The organism is Cupriavidus sp. YAF13, from assembly GCF_052113425.1.
Classification (GTDB): domain Bacteria; phylum Pseudomonadota; class Gammaproteobacteria; order Burkholderiales; family Burkholderiaceae; genus Cupriavidus.
In genome coordinates, this window is record NZ_JBFRDD010000005.1 from 27,001 (window position 1) to 43,415 (window position 16,415).

The 16,415-nt window shown below is 66.0% G+C and carries 14 protein-coding genes and 1 riboswitch; of the genes, 3 read left to right on the forward strand and 11 right to left on the reverse strand.

Annotation, left to right across the window (positions count from 1 at the left end; translation table 11 throughout):
• Positions 1 to 14 precede the first annotated feature (14 nt).
• Both AB4061_RS06105 and AB4061_RS06110 read left to right on the forward strand, forming a co-directional pair.
• On the forward strand, positions 15 to 1,589 hold the full coding sequence (locus AB4061_RS06105) for a methyl-accepting chemotaxis protein (protein WP_441631888.1): 1,575 nt from the start codon (positions 15 to 17) through the stop codon (positions 1,587 to 1,589).
• Positions 1,590 to 1,664: 75 nt separating this feature from the next.
• A complete protein-coding gene (locus tag AB4061_RS06110) occupies positions 1,665 to 4,058 on the forward strand; it encodes a DNA polymerase II (RefSeq protein ID WP_441631890.1) in 2,394 nt (797 codons plus the stop codon).
• A 219-nt stretch (positions 4,059 to 4,277) separates the two neighbouring features.
• On the opposite strand, the gene AB4061_RS06115 is transcribed toward AB4061_RS06110, so the two are convergent.
• Together AB4061_RS06115 and AB4061_RS06120 are read right to left on the reverse strand one after the other, a co-directional pair.
• Positions 4,278 to 4,910 carry a LysE family translocator gene (locus AB4061_RS06115; RefSeq protein ID WP_441631892.1) on the reverse strand — a complete coding sequence of 211 codons (633 nt, stop codon included), beginning with the start codon at positions 4,908 to 4,910 and terminating at the stop codon, positions 4,278 to 4,280.
• 20 nt (positions 4,911 to 4,930) lie between these two features.
• Positions 4,931 to 5,014: riboswitch (ZMP/ZTP riboswitch) on the reverse strand.
• A gap of 163 nt (positions 5,015 to 5,177) precedes the next feature.
• Positions 5,178 to 6,098: a LysR family transcriptional regulator gene (locus AB4061_RS06120; protein WP_441632130.1), complete on the reverse strand. Its 921-nt coding sequence runs from the start codon at positions 6,096 to 6,098 to the stop codon at positions 5,178 to 5,180.
• Positions 6,099 to 6,259: 161 nt separating this feature from the next.
• Here AB4061_RS06120 and AB4061_RS06125 point away from each other — a divergent pair, with 161 nt between their 5' ends.
• Entirely contained in the window at positions 6,260 to 6,625 is a 366-nt protein-coding gene (locus AB4061_RS06125; RefSeq protein WP_441631894.1) for a nuclear transport factor 2 family protein, read from the forward strand.
• A 30-nt stretch (positions 6,626 to 6,655) separates the two neighbouring features.
• Here AB4061_RS06125 and AB4061_RS06130 read toward each other — a convergent pair whose 3' ends face one another.
• The 9 genes from AB4061_RS06130 to AB4061_RS06170 all read right to left on the reverse strand — a co-directional run bounded on the left by AB4061_RS06130 (position 6,656) and on the right by AB4061_RS06170 (position 16,412).
• Positions 6,656 to 7,153 carry a VOC family protein gene (locus tag AB4061_RS06130; protein ID WP_441631896.1) on the reverse strand — a complete coding sequence of 166 codons (498 nt, stop codon included), beginning with the start codon at positions 7,151 to 7,153 and terminating at the stop codon, positions 6,656 to 6,658.
• A gap of 399 nt (positions 7,154 to 7,552) precedes the next feature.
• On the reverse strand, positions 7,553 to 8,947 hold the full coding sequence (locus AB4061_RS06135; protein ID WP_441631898.1) for an MATE family efflux transporter: 1,395 nt from the start codon (positions 8,945 to 8,947) through the stop codon (positions 7,553 to 7,555).
• Positions 8,948 to 9,106: 159 nt separating this feature from the next.
• Positions 9,107 to 11,071, reverse strand: a complete 1,965-nt coding sequence (locus AB4061_RS06140) for a sigma-54-dependent Fis family transcriptional regulator (protein WP_441631900.1) — start codon at positions 11,069 to 11,071, stop codon at positions 9,107 to 9,109.
• 125 nt (positions 11,072 to 11,196) lie between these two features.
• Positions 11,197 to 12,771 (reverse strand): GMC family oxidoreductase, encoded by a 1,575-nt coding sequence (locus AB4061_RS06145; protein WP_441631902.1) that lies wholly within the window; start codon positions 12,769 to 12,771, stop codon positions 11,197 to 11,199.
• Positions 12,772 to 12,850: 79 nt separating this feature from the next.
• Positions 12,851 to 13,435, reverse strand: a complete 585-nt coding sequence (locus AB4061_RS06150; protein WP_441631904.1) for a gluconate 2-dehydrogenase subunit 3 family protein — start codon at positions 13,433 to 13,435, stop codon at positions 12,851 to 12,853.
• A 145-nt stretch (positions 13,436 to 13,580) separates the two neighbouring features.
• Positions 13,581 to 14,357: a lipoyl protein ligase domain-containing protein gene (locus AB4061_RS06155; protein WP_441631906.1), complete on the reverse strand. Its 777-nt coding sequence runs from the start codon at positions 14,355 to 14,357 to the stop codon at positions 13,581 to 13,583.
• Positions 14,357 to 15,094, reverse strand: a complete 738-nt coding sequence (locus AB4061_RS06160; RefSeq protein WP_441631908.1) for a 2-oxo acid dehydrogenase subunit E2 — start codon at positions 15,092 to 15,094, stop codon at positions 14,357 to 14,359. Before AB4061_RS06160 ends, AB4061_RS06155 begins: the two co-directional genes overlap by 1 nt.
• Entirely contained in the window at positions 15,091 to 15,342 is a 252-nt protein-coding gene (locus tag AB4061_RS06165) for a lipoyl domain-containing protein (protein ID WP_441631910.1), read from the reverse strand. Before AB4061_RS06165 ends, AB4061_RS06160 begins: the two co-directional genes overlap by 4 nt.
• Positions 15,339 to 16,412, reverse strand: coding sequence for an alpha-ketoacid dehydrogenase subunit beta (locus AB4061_RS06170; RefSeq protein ID WP_441631911.1), 1,074 nt, complete (start codon positions 16,410 to 16,412; stop codon positions 15,339 to 15,341). Before AB4061_RS06170 ends, AB4061_RS06165 begins: the two co-directional genes overlap by 4 nt.
• Positions 16,413 to 16,415: the final 3 nt, after the last annotated feature.

Here is a 16,415-nt window from a genome sequence, read left to right on the forward strand (position 1 = left end):
TGCGTTTCAGTGACATGAAAATATCGACCCGCCTAACTGCCGGATTCGGCATTCTGGTTCTGTTGATCGCCTTCATGGGCGGCACATCGATCATCAAGATTCATACCGTGGAAGATGCATTGCACACGGTATTAAGTGACCACTACAGAAAAATAGCGGATCTCAACGACATTGAGGGAAACCTGAACCAGATCGCGCGATCGCTGCGCAATATGGTGATCATGACGGTGGCGACGGATATCGAGAAGGAACGTGAACTGACAGCCGCCACGCAAAAGACCATTGCCGCCCAATGGGCCCGGCTGGAGACCAAGATCACCTCTGATAAGGGGCAGGCCGAGCTCGCCAAGGTGAAAGAGGCGCGCGGCGCGTACGGGGCCCTGCAGGACAAGTTCACCGGGCTGGTGGCGGCAGGCAATGCCGACGAAGCCAGGAACATGCTGCTGGGCGAGTTGCGCCCGGCCCAGCTGGCCTACTTCGCCGCGGTGGAAGGCCTGATCCAGCATCAGGACAAGCTGATGGAAGCGTCCACCAGCGAGGCCATCGATGCCGTCGAGCGCATGAAGGCCACGATCTGGGCTTCGGGTGCCATCGCGCTGCTGGTCGCCGTTTGCATGGCCACATGGATCATCCGCGCCATCACCCGGCCAATCAATCAGGCGGTGCGGGTGTCGGCTGCCGTGGCTGCGGGTGACCTGAGCCTGCAGTTCGATGCCAGCGGCAACAATGAAACCGCCAAGCTGATGCGCGCGCTCAAGGATATGCAGGCTAGCCTGGTGCGCGTGATCGCCAACGTGCGCGAGAACGCCGAGGGCGTCGCCAGCGCGAGCCAGCAGATCGCCGATGGCAACCGCGACCTGTCCGGCCGTACCGAGGAGCAGGCCAGTGCGCTCGAGCAGACCGCGGCCTCGATGGAGGAGCTCAGCTCCACGGTCAGGCAGAACGCCGACAACGCGCTGCAGGCCAATCAGTTCGCCATCGGCGCCACCACGGTGGCGCGCAGGGGTGGCGACGTGGTCGGGCAGGTGGTGGGCACCATGAAGGACATCAACGACAGCTCGCGCAGGATTGCCGACATCATCGGCGTGATCGACAGCATCGCGTTCCAGACCAACATCCTGGCGCTGAACGCCGCCGTGGAGGCCGCGCGCGCCGGCGAACAGGGGCGTGGCTTTGCCGTGGTGGCGGGTGAGGTGCGCAATCTCGCGCAGCGCAGCGCCGAGGCGGCCAAGGAGATCAAGACGCTGATCAACGCCAGCGTGGAGCGCGTGGAGCAGGGCACGGCCATGGTGGACCATGCCGGCGCCACCATGACGGAGATCGTCGCGGCGATCAAGCGCGTGACCGACATCATGGGCGAGATCAGCGCAGCCAGCACGGAGCAGAGCGCGGGCGTGGCGCAGATCGAAACCGCCATGAGCCAGATGGACCAGGCCACCCAGCAGAACGCCGCACTGGTGGAGGAAAGCTCGGCAGCGGCGGAAAGCCTGCATGCGCGGGCACGGCAGCTGGTGCAGGCGGTGGCCGTGTTCAAGCTGCATCAGGAACGTGGAGGGCGGGGCGCGCCATCCGGCCTCACCGGGGCCTGAACGGGGCTTGAGCGGGGCTTGACTGGCCAAGGACCAGTAAAATAGCCGGCCAGGGTGGGTTTTCAAAGGCGGCAGGTGGCTCAACGACAACAGGGTTTTCTTCTGACTCGGCACTGGCGGGATACGGCCGCCGGGACGGAAGTCGAGTTCTGGCTGGCAACCGACAGTGGCCCTCGGCATATCCGCCTGGCGCATCAGCCCTCGGTGGCGTTCGTCCCGGCCGAGCAGCGCGAGACCGCCGAGGCGGTCTTGCGCGGCGAGCGCAACGTGGTGTTGCGCGAACTCCCGCTCGCGGATTTCCATCGCCGCCCGGTGCTGGGCCTGTACTGCCAGCACTACCGCCAGCTCACCAAGCTGGAAAAATTGCTGAAGGAAGCCGGCGTCAGCGTCTACGAGGCCGACATCCGCCCCCCGGAGCGCTACCTGATGGAGCGCTTCATCACCGCGCCCGTCTGGTTTGCCGGCGAGGCCAACGAAGCTAACGACGCTAACGAGGCTAACGGCAAGGGACCCCTGCTCAACAGCCAGATGAAACCCGGGCCGGCATATCGGCCCCGGCTGAAGCTGGTCTCGCTGGACATCGAGACCACCGCCCACGGCGACCTGTACTCGATCGCGCTGGAAGGCTGCGGCCAGCGCCAGGTGTATATGCTCGGCCCACCCAACGGCGACGACAGCGCGGTCGACTTTGACCTGGAGTATTGCGCCAGCCACCCGCTGATGCTGCAAAAGCTGAACCAATGGCTAGCCCGGCACGATCCCGATGCCATCATCGGCTGGAACGTGGTGCAGTTCGACCTGCGCGTGCTGCAGAAGCACGCGGATCGCTATCAGGTCCCGCTGCTGTTTGGCCGGGGCGGCAATGTGCTGGAGTGGCGCGAGCACGGCTTCAAGGAGAACCATTTCTTTGCCTCCGCCGCTGGCCGCCTGATCATCGATGGCATCGAGGCGCTGCGGTCCGCTACCTGGAACTTCCCGTCCTTCAGCCTGGAGAGCGTGGCGCAGACGCTGCTAGGCGAGGGCAAGTCCATCGACAACCCGTATCAGCGGATGGCGGAGATCGACCGCCGCTTCGCCGAAGACAAGCCGGCGCTGGCCCGCTACAACCTCAAGGACTGCGAACTGGTGACCCGGATCTTTGCCAAGACCGAGTTGCTGACCTTCCTGCTGGAGCGCGCCGCTGTCACGGGACTGCCGGCGGACCGCAGCGGTGGCAGCGTGGCCGCCTTCACGCACCTGTACATGCCGCTGATGCATCGCCAGGGCTATGTTGCCCCGAACCTGGGCGAGGTGCCGGAGGGCGCCAGCCCCGGCGGCTTTGTCATGGATTCGCAGCCCGGGCTGTACGATTCGGTGCTGGTGCTGGACTACAAGAGCCTGTACCCGTCCATCATCCGCACTTTCCTTATCGATCCGCTCGGGCTGGTGGAAGGGTTGCAGGATCCGTCCGACAAAAGCTCGGTGCCGGGATTTCGCGGCGCGCGCTTCTCGCGTACCCGGCATTGCCTGCCGGCCATCGTCCAGCAGATCTGGCAAGGCCGCGAAGCCGCCAAGCGCGAAGGCAACAAGCCCTTGTCGCAGGCCCTGAAGATCATCATGAATGCGTTCTACGGGGTGCTAGGCTCCAGCGTCTGCCGCTTCTTCGACCCACGCCTGGCGTCGTCGATCACCATGCGCGGCCACGAGATCATGCACCGCACGCGCGAGCTGATCGAGGCGCAGGGCTACCAGGTGATCTATGGCGATACCGATTCGACCTTTGTCTGGCTGAAGCAGCCGCACGCGGAAGCGGACGCCGACAGGATCGGCCACGCCCTCGTCCAGCAGGTGAACCAGTGGTGGCGGCAGCATCTGCAACAACAGTACGGACTGGAGAGCGCGCTGGAGCTGCAGTACGAGACCCACTACCGCCGCTTCCTGATGCCCACCGTGCGCGGCGCCGAGCAAGGCAGCAAGAAGCGCTACGCGGGGCTGGTCGTCAAGGCGGACGGCAGGGAAGAGATGGTCTACAAGGGCCTGGAAACGGTACGCACGGACTGGACGCCGCTAGCCCAGCAGTTCCAGCAAGCGCTTTATCAACGCGTGTTCAAGCAGCAGCCGTACCGGGAGTACGTGCAGGACTATGTCCGCCGCACCATGAGCGGCGAGTTCGACGCGCAACTGGTCTACCGCAAGCGCTTGCGCCGCACGCTCGAAGACTATCAGCGCAACGTGCCGCCGCATGTGCGCGCGGCACGCATCGCGGACGAGTTCAACCGCAAGGAGGGCCGTCCGCTGCAATACCAGAACGGCGGCTGGATCAGCTATGTGATGACGGTGGCCGGCCCGGAGCCGCTGGAAACCCGGCGCTCGCCCATCGACTACGACCACTACCTGACGCGCCAGCTGCAGCCGGTGGCCGACGCCATCCTGCCGTTCCTGGACGACGCGTTCGAGGCGCTGGTGACGGGGCAGAAGGCGTTGTTTTGACGGGGCCTCAGGCGTCGGGGTTTATCCAGTACTGAACAAAAGTCCACGAGCTTCAAAGCCATGCGAGGATATGACCGGCGACTCCTCGTCCAGCTTGCCTAGGCGTGGCCGTTGTACCCCAAATCCCGCCATCGGCTCCAGGCCCACCCGAAGGACTGCTCAGGGTGGGCCACGGACGTTGGCCGCTGGCTGTTGCGCCGACGTATGGGCAAGGTGTCGCTATTTCTTGGATTCGTATGCCATGCGCACCGCCAAGCCTGTCAGCACGCTTCCCATCAGCCAGCGCTGCACCAATAGCCATTGCGGGCGTCCTGACAGGAAGGTAGACATCGATCCGGCCGTCACGATGATCAGTGCATTCACAGCGAGGCTGATCGAAATCTGAACGCCGCCGAGCGCCAGCGATTGGGTAAGAACACTGCCGTGTCCTTCCGTAATGAATTGGGGAAGCAGAGACAGATACATGACGGCGATTTTGGGATTCGCCAGGTTGGTGATAAACCCCATGCTAAAGAGCTTTCTTGGGGTATCGACCGGCAGGTCGCGCACTGCAAACGCGGACCGTCCGCCCGGTTTGACCGCTTGCCAGGCAAGATAGAGAAGGTACAAAGCGCCGCCAAAGCGAAGCGTGTCGTATGCGTAAGGTACCGCAAATACGAAAGCCGTAATGCCGAATGCCGCGCAGAGCATGTAGAACACAAAGCCCAGAGCAACGCCGCCCAACGAAATGAGGCCTGCGCGTCTACCTTGGCAAATTGAGCGGGAAATTAGATAAATCATGTTCGGCCCTGGCGTTAAAACCATTCCCAACGCCACAAGAGCGAACATGAGCAACTGTGCAAAATCAGGCATAACCCATCTCCAAGGATTTTAGGTAATGCCCAGGCGCGCGGCGGCTAGCAACCTCACGCTCCCCGATAGTGCTCTATCTATATGCGCCAGTCACATGAGTGCGGAAATCATAGCACAGGAGAAAATACTTCGGGCTCGGAGGAGCCGTGGTTGTGCGCTGACAGACAAGCAGCGAACCTGGGACGATCTCTGGCATCCGCCGGACTGAGATCGGCCATTGAAGAAAGAGGAAATCACCTTCTGCGCTGGCCGGACGATTTCCCTTCCTTAGACGTCTCTGCGCTCCACTGCCGCGGCAGTGAGTCTGGAGATGAAGAAATCGGCCAACGCACTCACCTTGGCGGGCCGTGCGCGGGCAGTGGGTGTGACGAAATACAAACCACCTTCAGGCAAGCGCCAATCGGTCAAAACCGGCTCGAGCTGTTTGTCCCGGAAATACTGTGTCGCGACAAACTCAGGAAACTCGGTGATGGCAAGTCCAGCGAGGACCGTGGGCAGTAATGCCTCCACGCTCGTTCCTCGCAATGCTCCGGTCGGTGTGACGCTACATTCCTCGCCGCTTTCATGGGTAAATCGCCAGACGTCGCGCTTGCTCCTGTTGGTGTAGGTAAGACACTGGTGGGCGCCAAGATCATGCGGGTGCTGAGGGCGGCCATGGCAAGACAGATAGGCTGGAGATGCCACGACAAATCGACGCACGGGTGCAATGAGGCGTGCGACGAGTGACGAGTCCTCCATGATGGCGATGCGCAGGGCGGCGTCAAAGCCATCGCCAATCAGGTCAGTCTGTGCATCCGTGAGATGAAGTTCGACGGAAATATCCGGATAGGTCCGAAAGAATTCAGGCAGCAACGGAGCCACCCAGCGAGCACCAAAGGAGAGCGGCGCCGCGAGCTTTACGAGACCACGCGGTCGGCTTGACGTCTCACGTGCGAAATCCTCCGCTTCCTCCGCCTCCGCGTAGATTCTCGCCGCTCGCTCGGCAAGCGTGTGGCCATAGTCCGTGAGCGCAAGTCGTCGGGAGGTGCGGTTGAACAGTCGACCTCCCAGCCGCTCTTCAAGACGGGTAACGGCCCGAGAGACCGTGGCCACCGAGACCCCCATGGCTGTTGCCGCCGCAGCGAACGAGCCTTCTTCGGCAACCTTCGCGAACATCGCGAGCCCTTCGAAATCCGGTAGTTTTGACATCGACAATCCTGCAACGATGGCTTTCATTCATTTCTATTTCGAAAATTAGCATGACGTCGTAGATTTGTCTTGTCGCACCACACCACCCAGGAGATAGACATCAAGAGATCTCCACACCACGCGACCGCAAACGTCCAAAGTTATCGATTAAGGAGTGTGTTATGAATGACCGTACCCATGAACTGCTTTATCGCAACCTCCAGGAGGTCTTCGGCGAAGGCGACGCAACGCGTCGTCGCGCGGCGATCGAGGCGCTCTATACCGAGGACTGCGTGCTCTACGTGCCTACGGGCGTATTCGTCGGGCACGGCGCTCTCGACAAATTCGCAGGGGATCTTCGCGCGACGCACCCGCACTTTGCTTACACACCGCACGGCGAGCCTCAGGCTCTCCACAACGCCGGTCGTCTGGCTTGGGGTTCTGGCCCGCGCGGCGAAGCCCCCGACTATACGGGCTGGGACGTGATCATCGTTCGTGATGAAAAAATCGCAGCGCTCTATGTCTTCCTCGATTCCAATCCCGCATAACCATGCGATGGCCTCGCAGGCTTCGCTGCGTCAACTTGCGGATAGGCTTTGGCCCAGCCGTGCCGCTTCTATCGCGGCGATGTCGATCTTCCTCATGGTCATCATCGCGTCAAACGCGCGCCTGGCCGCAGCGCGATCGGGGTCGGATATTGCCGCGGTGAGGGCGCGCGGGGTGATCTGCCATGACAAGCCCCACCGGTCCTTGCACCAGCCGCATGCGCTTTCCTGGCCGCCATTGCCGACGATCGCGTTCCACAAGCGATCGGTTTCGGCCTGGTCATCCGTCGCGATTTGAAACGAGAATGCCTCGTTGTGCTTGAAATACGGGCCGCCGTTCAGGCCAAGGCAGGGGATGCCGGCGACGGCGAACTCAACCGTTAGCACATCGCCCTGCTTGCCGCCAGGATAGTCGCCCGGTGCGCGGTAGACAGCGCCGACAGAACTGTCGGGGAACGTTTCCGCATAGAAGTTTGCGGCGTCAACGGCGCCACCTTCGTACCACAAACAGATCGTGTTCTTGCTGGTCATTTCGTATCTCCTGATGAGTTGACCACCGGCATCCGCCACCGCCAAGATAATCCAGTTGTCCGCATCGCGGGACCTTACCTTAGATCTGATGCCAAAAGTGACTGTTGAGGGAGAGAACGGCCGGCGCCGGCGCGGCGCCCCGGATGACAGCAACGGGTCGGGAGGAGGCGACCGCGAGGTGTGTGCCACGGGTCCTTCCCCGCCAGGAGCTGGCCTTGGCCGTGCCTTCGCGAGGGGCCGGTTCACACCGGTGAGCGGCTGTTCGATGGAGACCATCGGGCTGGACGGCGTCGTCAATCGAAGTGATTGGTCCCCGGCCGGCTAACGCGGAATGGATCAAGCTGCCGGCAGACACCCCGAGGCAGGATGCCAGGCACCGAAGTCCAGCGATGTTCGACATCACGGCAGGCGGCTGGCCTCGATGCGCGGGAACACCCGTGCCAGCGTGACGCCGCGCGCGGCCATGAACAGCAGCAGCGCCGCCCATAAGCCGTCGTTGCCGAATGGGCCGGCCAGCGTAAGCGCCGCCACCATGAACGCCGCGAACGACAAGGCCATCGAGTGCATCAGGTCGCGCGTGCAGGTGGCGCCGATAAACACGCCATCGAGCAGGAAGCCCCACACGGAGACCAGCGGCAGGGCGACCGCCCACGGCAGGTAGCGCACCGCCGCGTCGTGGACCGCCCGCTGGTCGGTCAGGCAGGCGATGATCCATTCTCCGGCGCCGGCATACACCAGGGAGAAGCACAGCGCGCCCACCACGCCCCAGATCATCGTGACCCGGACCGCGCGCCGGAAGGCATGCCGGTCCCGGGTGCCGATGGCGGCGCCCACCAGCGCCTCGGCGGCATGCGCGAAGCCATCGAGCGCGTACGCCATGAAGGTCTGGAAGTTGAGCAGCAGCGCGTTGGCCGCCAGGATCACGTCGCCTTGCTGGGCGCCCGCATGGGCGAACCAGCCGAAGCTGGYCACCAAGCACAGCGTGCGGATGAAGATGTCGCGGTTGAGGGCGACCAGCCGCTTCAGTTCGTGCGCATCGGCGACCACCGCCCAGCGCAGAGGCGGCAAGCCGTGCGGGCGCAGCCGCCAGAGCAGGGCAGCGCCCAGCACGAAGCCGCATGCATCGGCGGTGGCTGTGGCGGCGCCGATCCCCGCGATGCCCCAGTCGAATACATAAACATAAAGCAGCACCGCGGCAATGTTCACCGCGTTGATGAAGAGCTGGATGAGCAGGCCGAGCCGCACGTGCTGGCAGCCCAGCAGGTAGCCGAGCACCACGTAGTTGCACAAGGCAAAAGGCGCCGCCCAGATCCGCGCATGGCTGTAGACCCGCGCGTGGTGCTGGAGTGTGTCGCTGCCGCCGATCAGGCCCAGCGCGCCGTTGATCAAGGGCATCTGCACGGCCAGCACGCCGAGCCCGATGACGGTGGCCAGCATCAGGGCGCGTGCCAGCGTGGCGCGCAGTGCCGCGCCGTCCTGGGCGCCGTAGGCTTGCGCGGCGAGGCCGGTGGTACCCATGCGCAGGAACCCGAAGCCCCAGAATACAAAGCTGAAGAACAGGCCGCCGGCGGCTACGCCGCCCAGGTAGGCCGGATCCGGCAGGTGGCCGGCAACGGCGGTATCGACCGCACCCAGGATCGGCTGGGTCAGGTTGGCCAGGATGATCGGGAACGCCAGCGCCAGCACGCGCCGGTGCCAGTCCGAAGCGGGGAGGGCCGGCGGTGCGCCGCAAGCGCTGCCGCTGGCGGGGGAAGCGGATGAGGCGGATGAGAGGGGACTGTCGGCGTCTGGCACGTGGTGCAGCAAGGGCTGGGTGTTTGGAGGTCGACCGACATTATGGTCGATCCACTGCCTTGCTGGCTTGCTGCCTCGCCGGCGAGCAGGAACGATGCCGCTCACCCACGCCGTACGTGCCGGGGATCAGGCGTTCACGGCGCTCCCACGGCCGAAGCCTTATTGCTGGTTGGGTGCGACAATGCCGTAGCGCTCCATTTGACGGTAGACCGTGGCGCGCGCGATGCCCAGGTCAACGGCAACCTGCGTAATACGCCACTTGTTACGCCGCAGGGCAGCCAGCAAGGCCTCGCGTTCGTTGCCGGGCAGCGGCGCCGCCTCCGGGCGCGCATCCGGCCGGATTTCCTGCGTGCTCTCGAGGATCTCCGGCGGCAGCGCCTCAGTGTCGATCAATCCGTTGTCGCTCATGGCCAGCGCAAAGCGCAGTACATTGCGCAGTTGCCGCACATTGCCCTGCCAGGAATAGGCCCGCAGCAGGGCCAGCGCGGCGGGCGCCAGCACGGCTCGCATATCCAGCTGCCGGCCTTCTTCTTCGGCGATGCGCGCGATCAGGTAATCCTTGTCGCGCCGCTCGCGCAGCGCCGGCAGGTGCAAAGTGGCCCCACACAGCCGGTAGTAGAGGTCTTCGCGGAAGCACTGTTCGGCGATCAACTGGCGCAGGTCGCGGTGCGAAGCGGCGATGACGCGCAGATCCACCGGGACGGGTTTCTCCGCGCCCAGCGGCATCACCTCGCGCTCGGACAGCACGCGCAGCAGCCGGCTTTGCAGGTGCAGCGGCATGTCGCCGATCTCGTCGAGAAAGAGGGTGCCGCCATCCGACTGCGCGATCAGGCCACGCATGCCTTTGCTGCGCGCACCGGTGAAGGTGCCCGGCGCGTAGCCGAACAGTTCGCTCTCGATCAGCGATTCGGGAATGGCCGCGCAGTTGACCGCGACGAAGGCTTTGCCGCGGCGCTCGCTGGCGGCGTGCAGCGCCTTGGCCAGTACTTCCTTGCCGGTGCCGGTCTCACCATGCACCAGGATATTGAGCGGCTTGTTGGCAAGGCGCCTGGCCTGCAGGATCAGGCGCTGCATCTGCGGGTCGTCCGCGCCGAGCGCGTCCAGCGCGGCGCTGGCTTGCGCGCTCGGCAGCGCGGGCTGGGCGCCGGGCGAGGAGGGCCGGCCCGGTGCGCCGCGCGGGGCGATCGCAGTGGCGTAGTACAGGCCGTGGTCATGGGTGCGCACGGCGGTGCGCTCGGACGACATGCCGGCGCGCGCGATGCGCCAGAGCTCGCTCATGTCCTCGCGGAAGACTTCGGTCAGCAGGTGGCCGCGCACATCCTCGGGCTTGCCGCCGCGCTGTCCTTCGGCGGCGTCGGCCAGCCGCAGCTTGCGCCGGCCGCCGCTGTTGATGCCCCGGATGACGCCGTCGGCGTCGAAGGCGACCATGATCTCGCTGTCCACGTCCAGCAGCGACCACGTCGAGCCCAGCCGCAGGATCCATTGGTCGCGGAAGTAGCGCAGGAAATTGGCATCCTCGATCATCTGCGCGTACATGGTGGTCATCTGCAGCGCCAGGTGCTGTCCCTCGCGCGGCGCCGGGGCGCTTAGCGCGGAGACGTCGAGCACGCCCAGGAAGCCGCCGGTGGGATCGAACAGCGGTGCGCTGTTGCACGTGAGCGAGATGTGGGACACGTCGAAGTGGTCGGTCTGGTGGCAGGTCACCGGCGCCTGCTCGACGATGCAGGTGCCGACCGCGCAGGTGCCGGCGCGCGGCTCGCTCCAGTCCGCGCCGAGGTAGAGCCCGGCGTGCTTGAGCTCCTGCTCCCAGTGGTCGTTGCCGATGAAGTCCACGGTCACGCCATGGGCGTCGGTGAGCAGCAGCACGCAGTCCAGGGCGGACACACGCTTGTAGAGCTGCTCCATGCCGGTACGCGCCACGCCGAGAAAGTCCTCGATCTGGTCCTTGTGTTCGCGCAGGCGCTGCGCTTCCACGATATAGGCGGGCACCGGCCGGCTCGGATCGAGGCCATAGTCGTTGAAGCAGCGCAGCCAGGAGCGCTCGATGGTGCCGTCGGCCGCGCCGGGCTGCCGCGAGAAGGCGAGCAGGCGCTCGATATGTGCCCGGTGTGCTTGTTGCAGCACGGTTGTCTCCTTGGCCGGTTCATGTGGTGGGCTGGCCGGGGCGATCGGATGCCCGGCGCGGCGCTGGCTCTACGCTAATCGATTTGGCCGCCCCCCGCAATGCGGCGGACGGCCATCCGGCCGGTTCAGAGCTCGCGCCGTTGCAGCGCGCCGGCAATGTACCCGGCCTGGCGGATCGCCAGCGCCACGATGGTGAGGGTGGGGTTGGACGCCGAGCTGGAGGCGAACTGGCTGCCGTCGGAGACGAACAGGTTGGGGATATCGTGGCTCTGGCCCCAGCGGTTGACCACGCCGTCGCTGGCCTTGGCGCTCATTCGGTTGGTGCCCATGTTGTGGCTGGCGGGATAGGGCGGCATGTCGATCACGCGCGTGGCGCCGACCGCTTCCGACATCTTGCGGAACTGGGCCAGCCCGTGGGCGCGGATGGCGGCATCGTTGGCGTGGTCGGTCTTGCTCACGATCGGCACCGGCAGGCCGTACTGGTCCTTCTCCGTGGCATGCAGGGTAATGCTGTTGCGCTCCTGCGCCAGGTCTTCGCCGCATACCCAGACGCAGCTCATGTGGTCGTACATTTCCAGCGCCGAGGAGACGTCGCGGCCCCAGCCGCCCGGCTTCATGAAGGCGGCGGTGAAGGGCAGGCCAAGCGCCAGCCCTTCCAGGTGATAGCCGCCAAAGAAGCCGCGGTTGGTGTTGAGCCGGGCTTCGTCGGAGACCACCGCCGCCAGCGCGGTGCCGCGGTACATATAGACCGGCTTGCGGTGGATTGCCACGGCCGCGGCGGTAGTGTGGTTGAGGTAGTTGCGGCCAACCTGGCCGGAGGAATTGGCGAGACCTTGCGGGAATTTGCTGCTGGCCGAATTCAGCAGCAGGCGCGGCGATTCGATCGAGTTGCCGGCCACGCAGACGATGCGCGCGCGCTGGAACTGGCGGCGGCCGCGTTCGTCCACGTAGAGCACGCCGGTGACCTTGCCGGCGGCGTCGTGCTCGATCTGCAGCACCATGGATTGCGGCCGCAATTCTGCTTTGCCGGTGGCCACGGCGCGCGGTACCTCGGTGTAGAGCGTGGACCATTTGGCGCCGATCTTGCACCCCTGCATGCAGAAGCCGATCTGCATGCAGCCCGGGCGCCCGTCGTAGGGCTGCGAGTTGACCGCCATGGGCCGCACGATTTCCTTGTAGCCGATCTTGCGCGCGCCCGCCGCCAGCACCTTGTAGTGGTTGTTCTCGGGCAGGGCCGGCAGGCCGGACGCGGCAGTGGTGGTCACGCCCATCTTCTTTTCGGCGAGGTCATAGAACGGCGCGAGCTCGTCGTAAGTGATGGGCCAGTCGATCAGGTTGGCGTCCTTCACGGCGCCATAGGTGCTGCGGTTGTGGAAGTCGTGCGGCATGAAGCGCAGCGCCACGCCGGACCAGTGCACCGTGGAGCCGCCCACGCCCTTGACGATCCAGGCCGGCAGGTTGGGGTAGGTCTTGGTGTGATGCCAGCCGCCGGCCGAGATGCGCTTGTCCAGCCACGAGATCTTGTTGAACATTTCCCACTCGTCATTCTCGAAATCGGCTTGCGCAAAGTGCTTGCCGGCTTCGAGGATCACGCTGCGTACGCCGCGCTGGGCCAGTTCGTTGGCGAGCGTGCCGCCGCCCGCGCCGGAACCGATGATGACGACCACGCTGTCGTCTTTGAGGTCGAACTTCGTTGCCATGCTTGTCTCCATGCGCCGCTCCGGGGGGATTGCCGTAGCCCGGGCGGCCTCTTGTCGGGGGAATGCCGGTGCCGGCGGCTCAGAGCCAGTCGATATCGTCGAAGCCGCGGTGCAGGTAGCCGCCTTTCTCCCAGGACGAACCCTCGTAGCCCAGAAGGGGCCAGACCGCCTTGTTGTTGTAGAGGCCAGTGACCAGCTCGCCGCGCACTTTCTCGAAGAAGGGCGTGGCCTCGATGTCCTGCAGCAGTGCCACGCGATCGCTCTCCTTGGCGATTTCGCCATAAGGGCGGCCGAAGCGTTCGCGCGCCGCGGCATCCAGCGCGGCAGCGCCCTGCTGCAGCAGGGTGCGCGTGGCCTTGTTGCCGGCGGCGGACTTCTCCAGCGGGACGATGGCGTCGACGTAGTAGCGGTCGGACAGCTTGTCGTGGGGGAAGATATCGCGCGACATGGCCACCAGCGTGCGCGCGGTGGCCGGGCCGAGCGCGCGCATGGATGCCGTCATGGCTTCGCGCGGCGGCTGGGCCAGCGCCGCCGGTACCACCGCCACGCCGATGGCGGCAAGGCCGCCGCCGCGCAGGAAGCCCCGGCGTGAAACGGTGGGCTGCTTGCGCAGGATACGCATGGTGGTGCCGGCGCCAGGGCCGGCAGGCTGTGGGGATTTCATCGGTTTTGTCTCCAGTTGTTGTGGGAGCGCGGTGCGGGCGTTGTCCGCCCTCCGGGCTCGGTGCATGGCATGGCTTGTCGCCGGTCGCCGCCGCCTCCCGCCGCCTCTCGTCGCTTTGCGCGGCTTGCCGGGGCGGCGCCGTTCATCACGGGCCGGGCACGGCGCGCAGCGCGCCGCCGGCCGGTGCCGGGCGCGTCCTGGGGCGGGGTTGGCCGGGTTCGGCACGCTCGCCAAGCACGTCGATCAGCATGTGGTGCAGCCGCTCGGCCAGCACCGTGGCCATCAGCGGCGCACCCAGTTGTTCTGCACAGGACGTGGTGCAGGCGCGCAGGCGGTCGGCATCGGCGGGATCGCCGCCGAGCGCGCCGCACAGCAGCGGCCATTCGGGCGGGGCGATCAGCGTGCCCGAGGTCAGCAGCACGCCGGTACGCCGGCGCACCTGTGCCAGGCCGACGATCTTGCGCTGGCCCACCACGACTTCCCAGGGCGAGAGCCCGCCGAAGCAGGCCCACTTCAGCGCATCCGCCGGCGGGGCCAGCCGCGCTTCCTCCGGCGGCACCGCATAGGCCGCGATGCCGAGGTCCCGCAGCAGCCCGGCGTGCAGCACGCCCAGCCAGCGGTAGCTCGACACCGTACCGGTGCCGACCAGGGCGTGGCCGGCGGGCAGCACGATCGAGGCCGACAGCATCCACGGGCCGGTCAGCACGGCGCCGCCGCCCGAATCCCGCTGCGCAAACGGGGTGGTGCAGCCTGCCAGGCGCTCGCGCAGGGATGCCTGCGCGCAGCCGAGCACGATGCCCGGCGCGGCGTAGGTCCACAGGCGCACGGCCGGGCGCAGCACCGGCTCCGCCAGGCGGGCCCGGTTCCAGGCTTGCTCTTCGGCACAGCTCGCACCGCTGGCGAGGAAGGCGGGGGCGAGCATCACAGGCCTTCCACGGTTTCCAGCCGCGTCTTGAGGTCGGTCAGGAAGCGCGCTGCCGGATAGCCGTCCACCGCGCGGTGGTCGAAGACCAGGTGCAGGCCCATCATTGGCGCCACCGCGATCCAGTCGTCCTTGACCACGGCCCGCTTGGCCACCCGCGTCACGCCGAGGATGGCGGCCTGCGGCACATTGAGGATGGGCGTGAAGCTGTCGATGCCGGTCGAGCCCAGGTTGGTCACGGTGAAGGTGCCGCGCTGGTAGGCGCCGGCCGGCAGCGTGCCGGCGCGCGCGCCGGCGGCCAGGGCGCGGCTCTCGGTAGCGATCTGCGCCACCGACCTGGTGTCCACGTCGCGCAGCACCGGCACCATCAGGCCCTCATCGAGGCTGACCGCGAGGCCGAGGTTGATGTTCGGCATCAGCTCGATCTCCTTTTCCAGCACGCGCGCGTTCAGGCGCGGGTGCTGGCGCAGGGTCAGCGCCACGGCGCGCAGCACGAAGGCGGTGAGCGTGATCTTGCATTCGGGCCCCAGGTTCTGCTGCATGGTGTGGCGCGCCAGTTCCAGCAGGGTCACGTCCACCTCGACCGAGTGCGCCACGCGCGGCACGGCCCAGCCCGCGCTCATATTGCGCGCGATGGCGCCACGCATGCCCGTCAGCGGCACGGTGACGCGCGCGTCGGCGCCGGCCGCCGCCGTAGCCGGCGGGCTGCTCAGGACGGAAGCAAGGCTGTGGCTCATGATCTCGGCTCCAGCCGGGCCAGCACGGCGCCGCGCCCGAAAGTGTCCTGCGCCGCCACTGCCAGCGCGGAGACGATGCCGTCGGCGGGCGCGACGATCTCATGCGTGGTCTTGACCAGCTCGGCCACGCCCAGCGGCTGGCCCGCGCTGACCGCGTCGCCGGGCTTGACCAGCCACTCCTGCAACAGGGCTTCGGTGCCGTCTTCCACGTCCTGCCAGACGGTGTCGGCCATCGTTACGTCGGTCATGCTGCTTCTCGCTTCAGTTGATAGGAAAGAGGGCGGTCCTGCACCAGGGCGCGCACCTGCGCGGCAATGGTGTCGACCTGCGGAATCACGTATTGCTCGAGCGGGCGCGAGAAGGGGATGGGCACGTCGGGCACGGCCAGGCGCCGCACCGGCGCGCGCAGCGCCACGCTATCGAGGTTCTCCGCCACGATCGCAGCGATCTCGCCAGACAGGCCGAAGCTCAGGTAATCCTCGTCCGCCACCAGCAGGCGGCCGGTCTTGGCTACCGAGCGCAGCACCGTCTCGCGGTCGAGCGGGACGATGGTGCGCAGGTCGATCACCTCCACGTCGATGCCTTCGGCCGCCAGCTGCTCGGCCGCCAGCAGCGATTTCTGCACCATCTGCGAGAGCGTGACGATGGTCGCGTCGCGGCCGGAGCGCGCCACCCGCGCCTGGCCGAAGGGAATGGCGTAAGCCTCCTCGGGGACGGCGTTGGTGCTGCCCTCGAAGTAGGACATCCACGACAAGCCCATGATGCCCTTGTGGTAGCAGAACACCACCGGGTTGTCGTCGCGGATGGCCTGGATCATCAGGCCCTTGGCGTCGTAGGCGTTGGACGGCACCACCACCTTCATGCCCGGCATGTGGGCAAAGCTGGCGTACAGGCATTGCGAATGCTGGGCGGCATCGTTGTAGCCGCCGCCGATGCCGGTCATCACCACCGCCGGCAGGCCCACGCGCCCGCCGGACATATAGGTGTTCTTGGCGAGGTGGTTGTAGATCTGGTCGAAGCACACCCCGAAGAAGTCCACGAACATCAGTTCTGCGATCGGGCGCAGCCCTTGCGCGGCGGCGCCGATGGCCGCGCCCATGAAGGCGGTTTCCGAGATCGGCGTATCCATGATGCGATCGGGCCCGAAGCGGTCCAGCAGGCCGGTGGTGGCGCTGAAGATGCCGCCGTACTTGCCGATATCCTCGCCCATCACGAAGACGCGCGAGTCGCGCTCCATTTCCTGGCCGATGGCTTCGGCGATGGCCTGCGCCATGGTGAGCGTGCGCGCGCCCTGGGGCGCGCCTTGTGCGGTTTGCATGCT

Excerpts from the sequence above, each read along its gene's own strand:
- AB4061_RS06155 (WP_441631906.1), bottom strand. The coding sequence starts at position 14,357 with ATGCTCGCCCCCGCCTTCCTCGCCAGCGGTGCGAGCTGTGCCGAAGAG.
- AB4061_RS06145 (WP_441631902.1), bottom strand. The coding sequence starts at position 12,771 with ATGGCAACGAAGTTCGACCTCAAAGACGACAGCGTGGTCGTCATCATC.
- AB4061_RS06125 (WP_441631894.1), top strand. The coding sequence starts at position 6,260 with ATGAATGACCGTACCCATGAACTGCTTTATCGCAACCTCCAGGAGGTC.
- AB4061_RS06160 (WP_441631908.1), bottom strand. The coding sequence starts at position 15,094 with ATGAGCCACAGCCTTGCTTCCGTCCTGAGCAGCCCGCCGGCTACGGCG.
- AB4061_RS06170 (WP_441631911.1), bottom strand. The coding sequence starts at position 16,412 with ATGCAAACCGCACAAGGCGCGCCCCAGGGCGCGCGCACGCTCACCATG.
- AB4061_RS06130 (WP_441631896.1), bottom strand. The coding sequence starts at position 7,153 with ATGACCAGCAAGAACACGATCTGTTTGTGGTACGAAGGTGGCGCCGTT.
- AB4061_RS06115 (WP_441631892.1), bottom strand. The coding sequence starts at position 4,910 with ATGCCTGATTTTGCACAGTTGCTCATGTTCGCTCTTGTGGCGTTGGGA.
- AB4061_RS06165 (WP_441631910.1), bottom strand. The coding sequence starts at position 15,342 with ATGACCGACGTAACGATGGCCGACACCGTCTGGCAGGACGTGGAAGAC.
- AB4061_RS06150 (WP_441631904.1), bottom strand. The coding sequence starts at position 13,435 with ATGAAATCCCCACAGCCTGCCGGCCCTGGCGCCGGCACCACCATGCGT.
- AB4061_RS06105 (WP_441631888.1), top strand. The coding sequence starts at position 15 with ATGAAAATATCGACCCGCCTAACTGCCGGATTCGGCATTCTGGTTCTG.
- AB4061_RS06120 (WP_441632130.1), bottom strand. The coding sequence starts at position 6,098 with ATGTCAAAACTACCGGATTTCGAAGGGCTCGCGATGTTCGCGAAGGTT.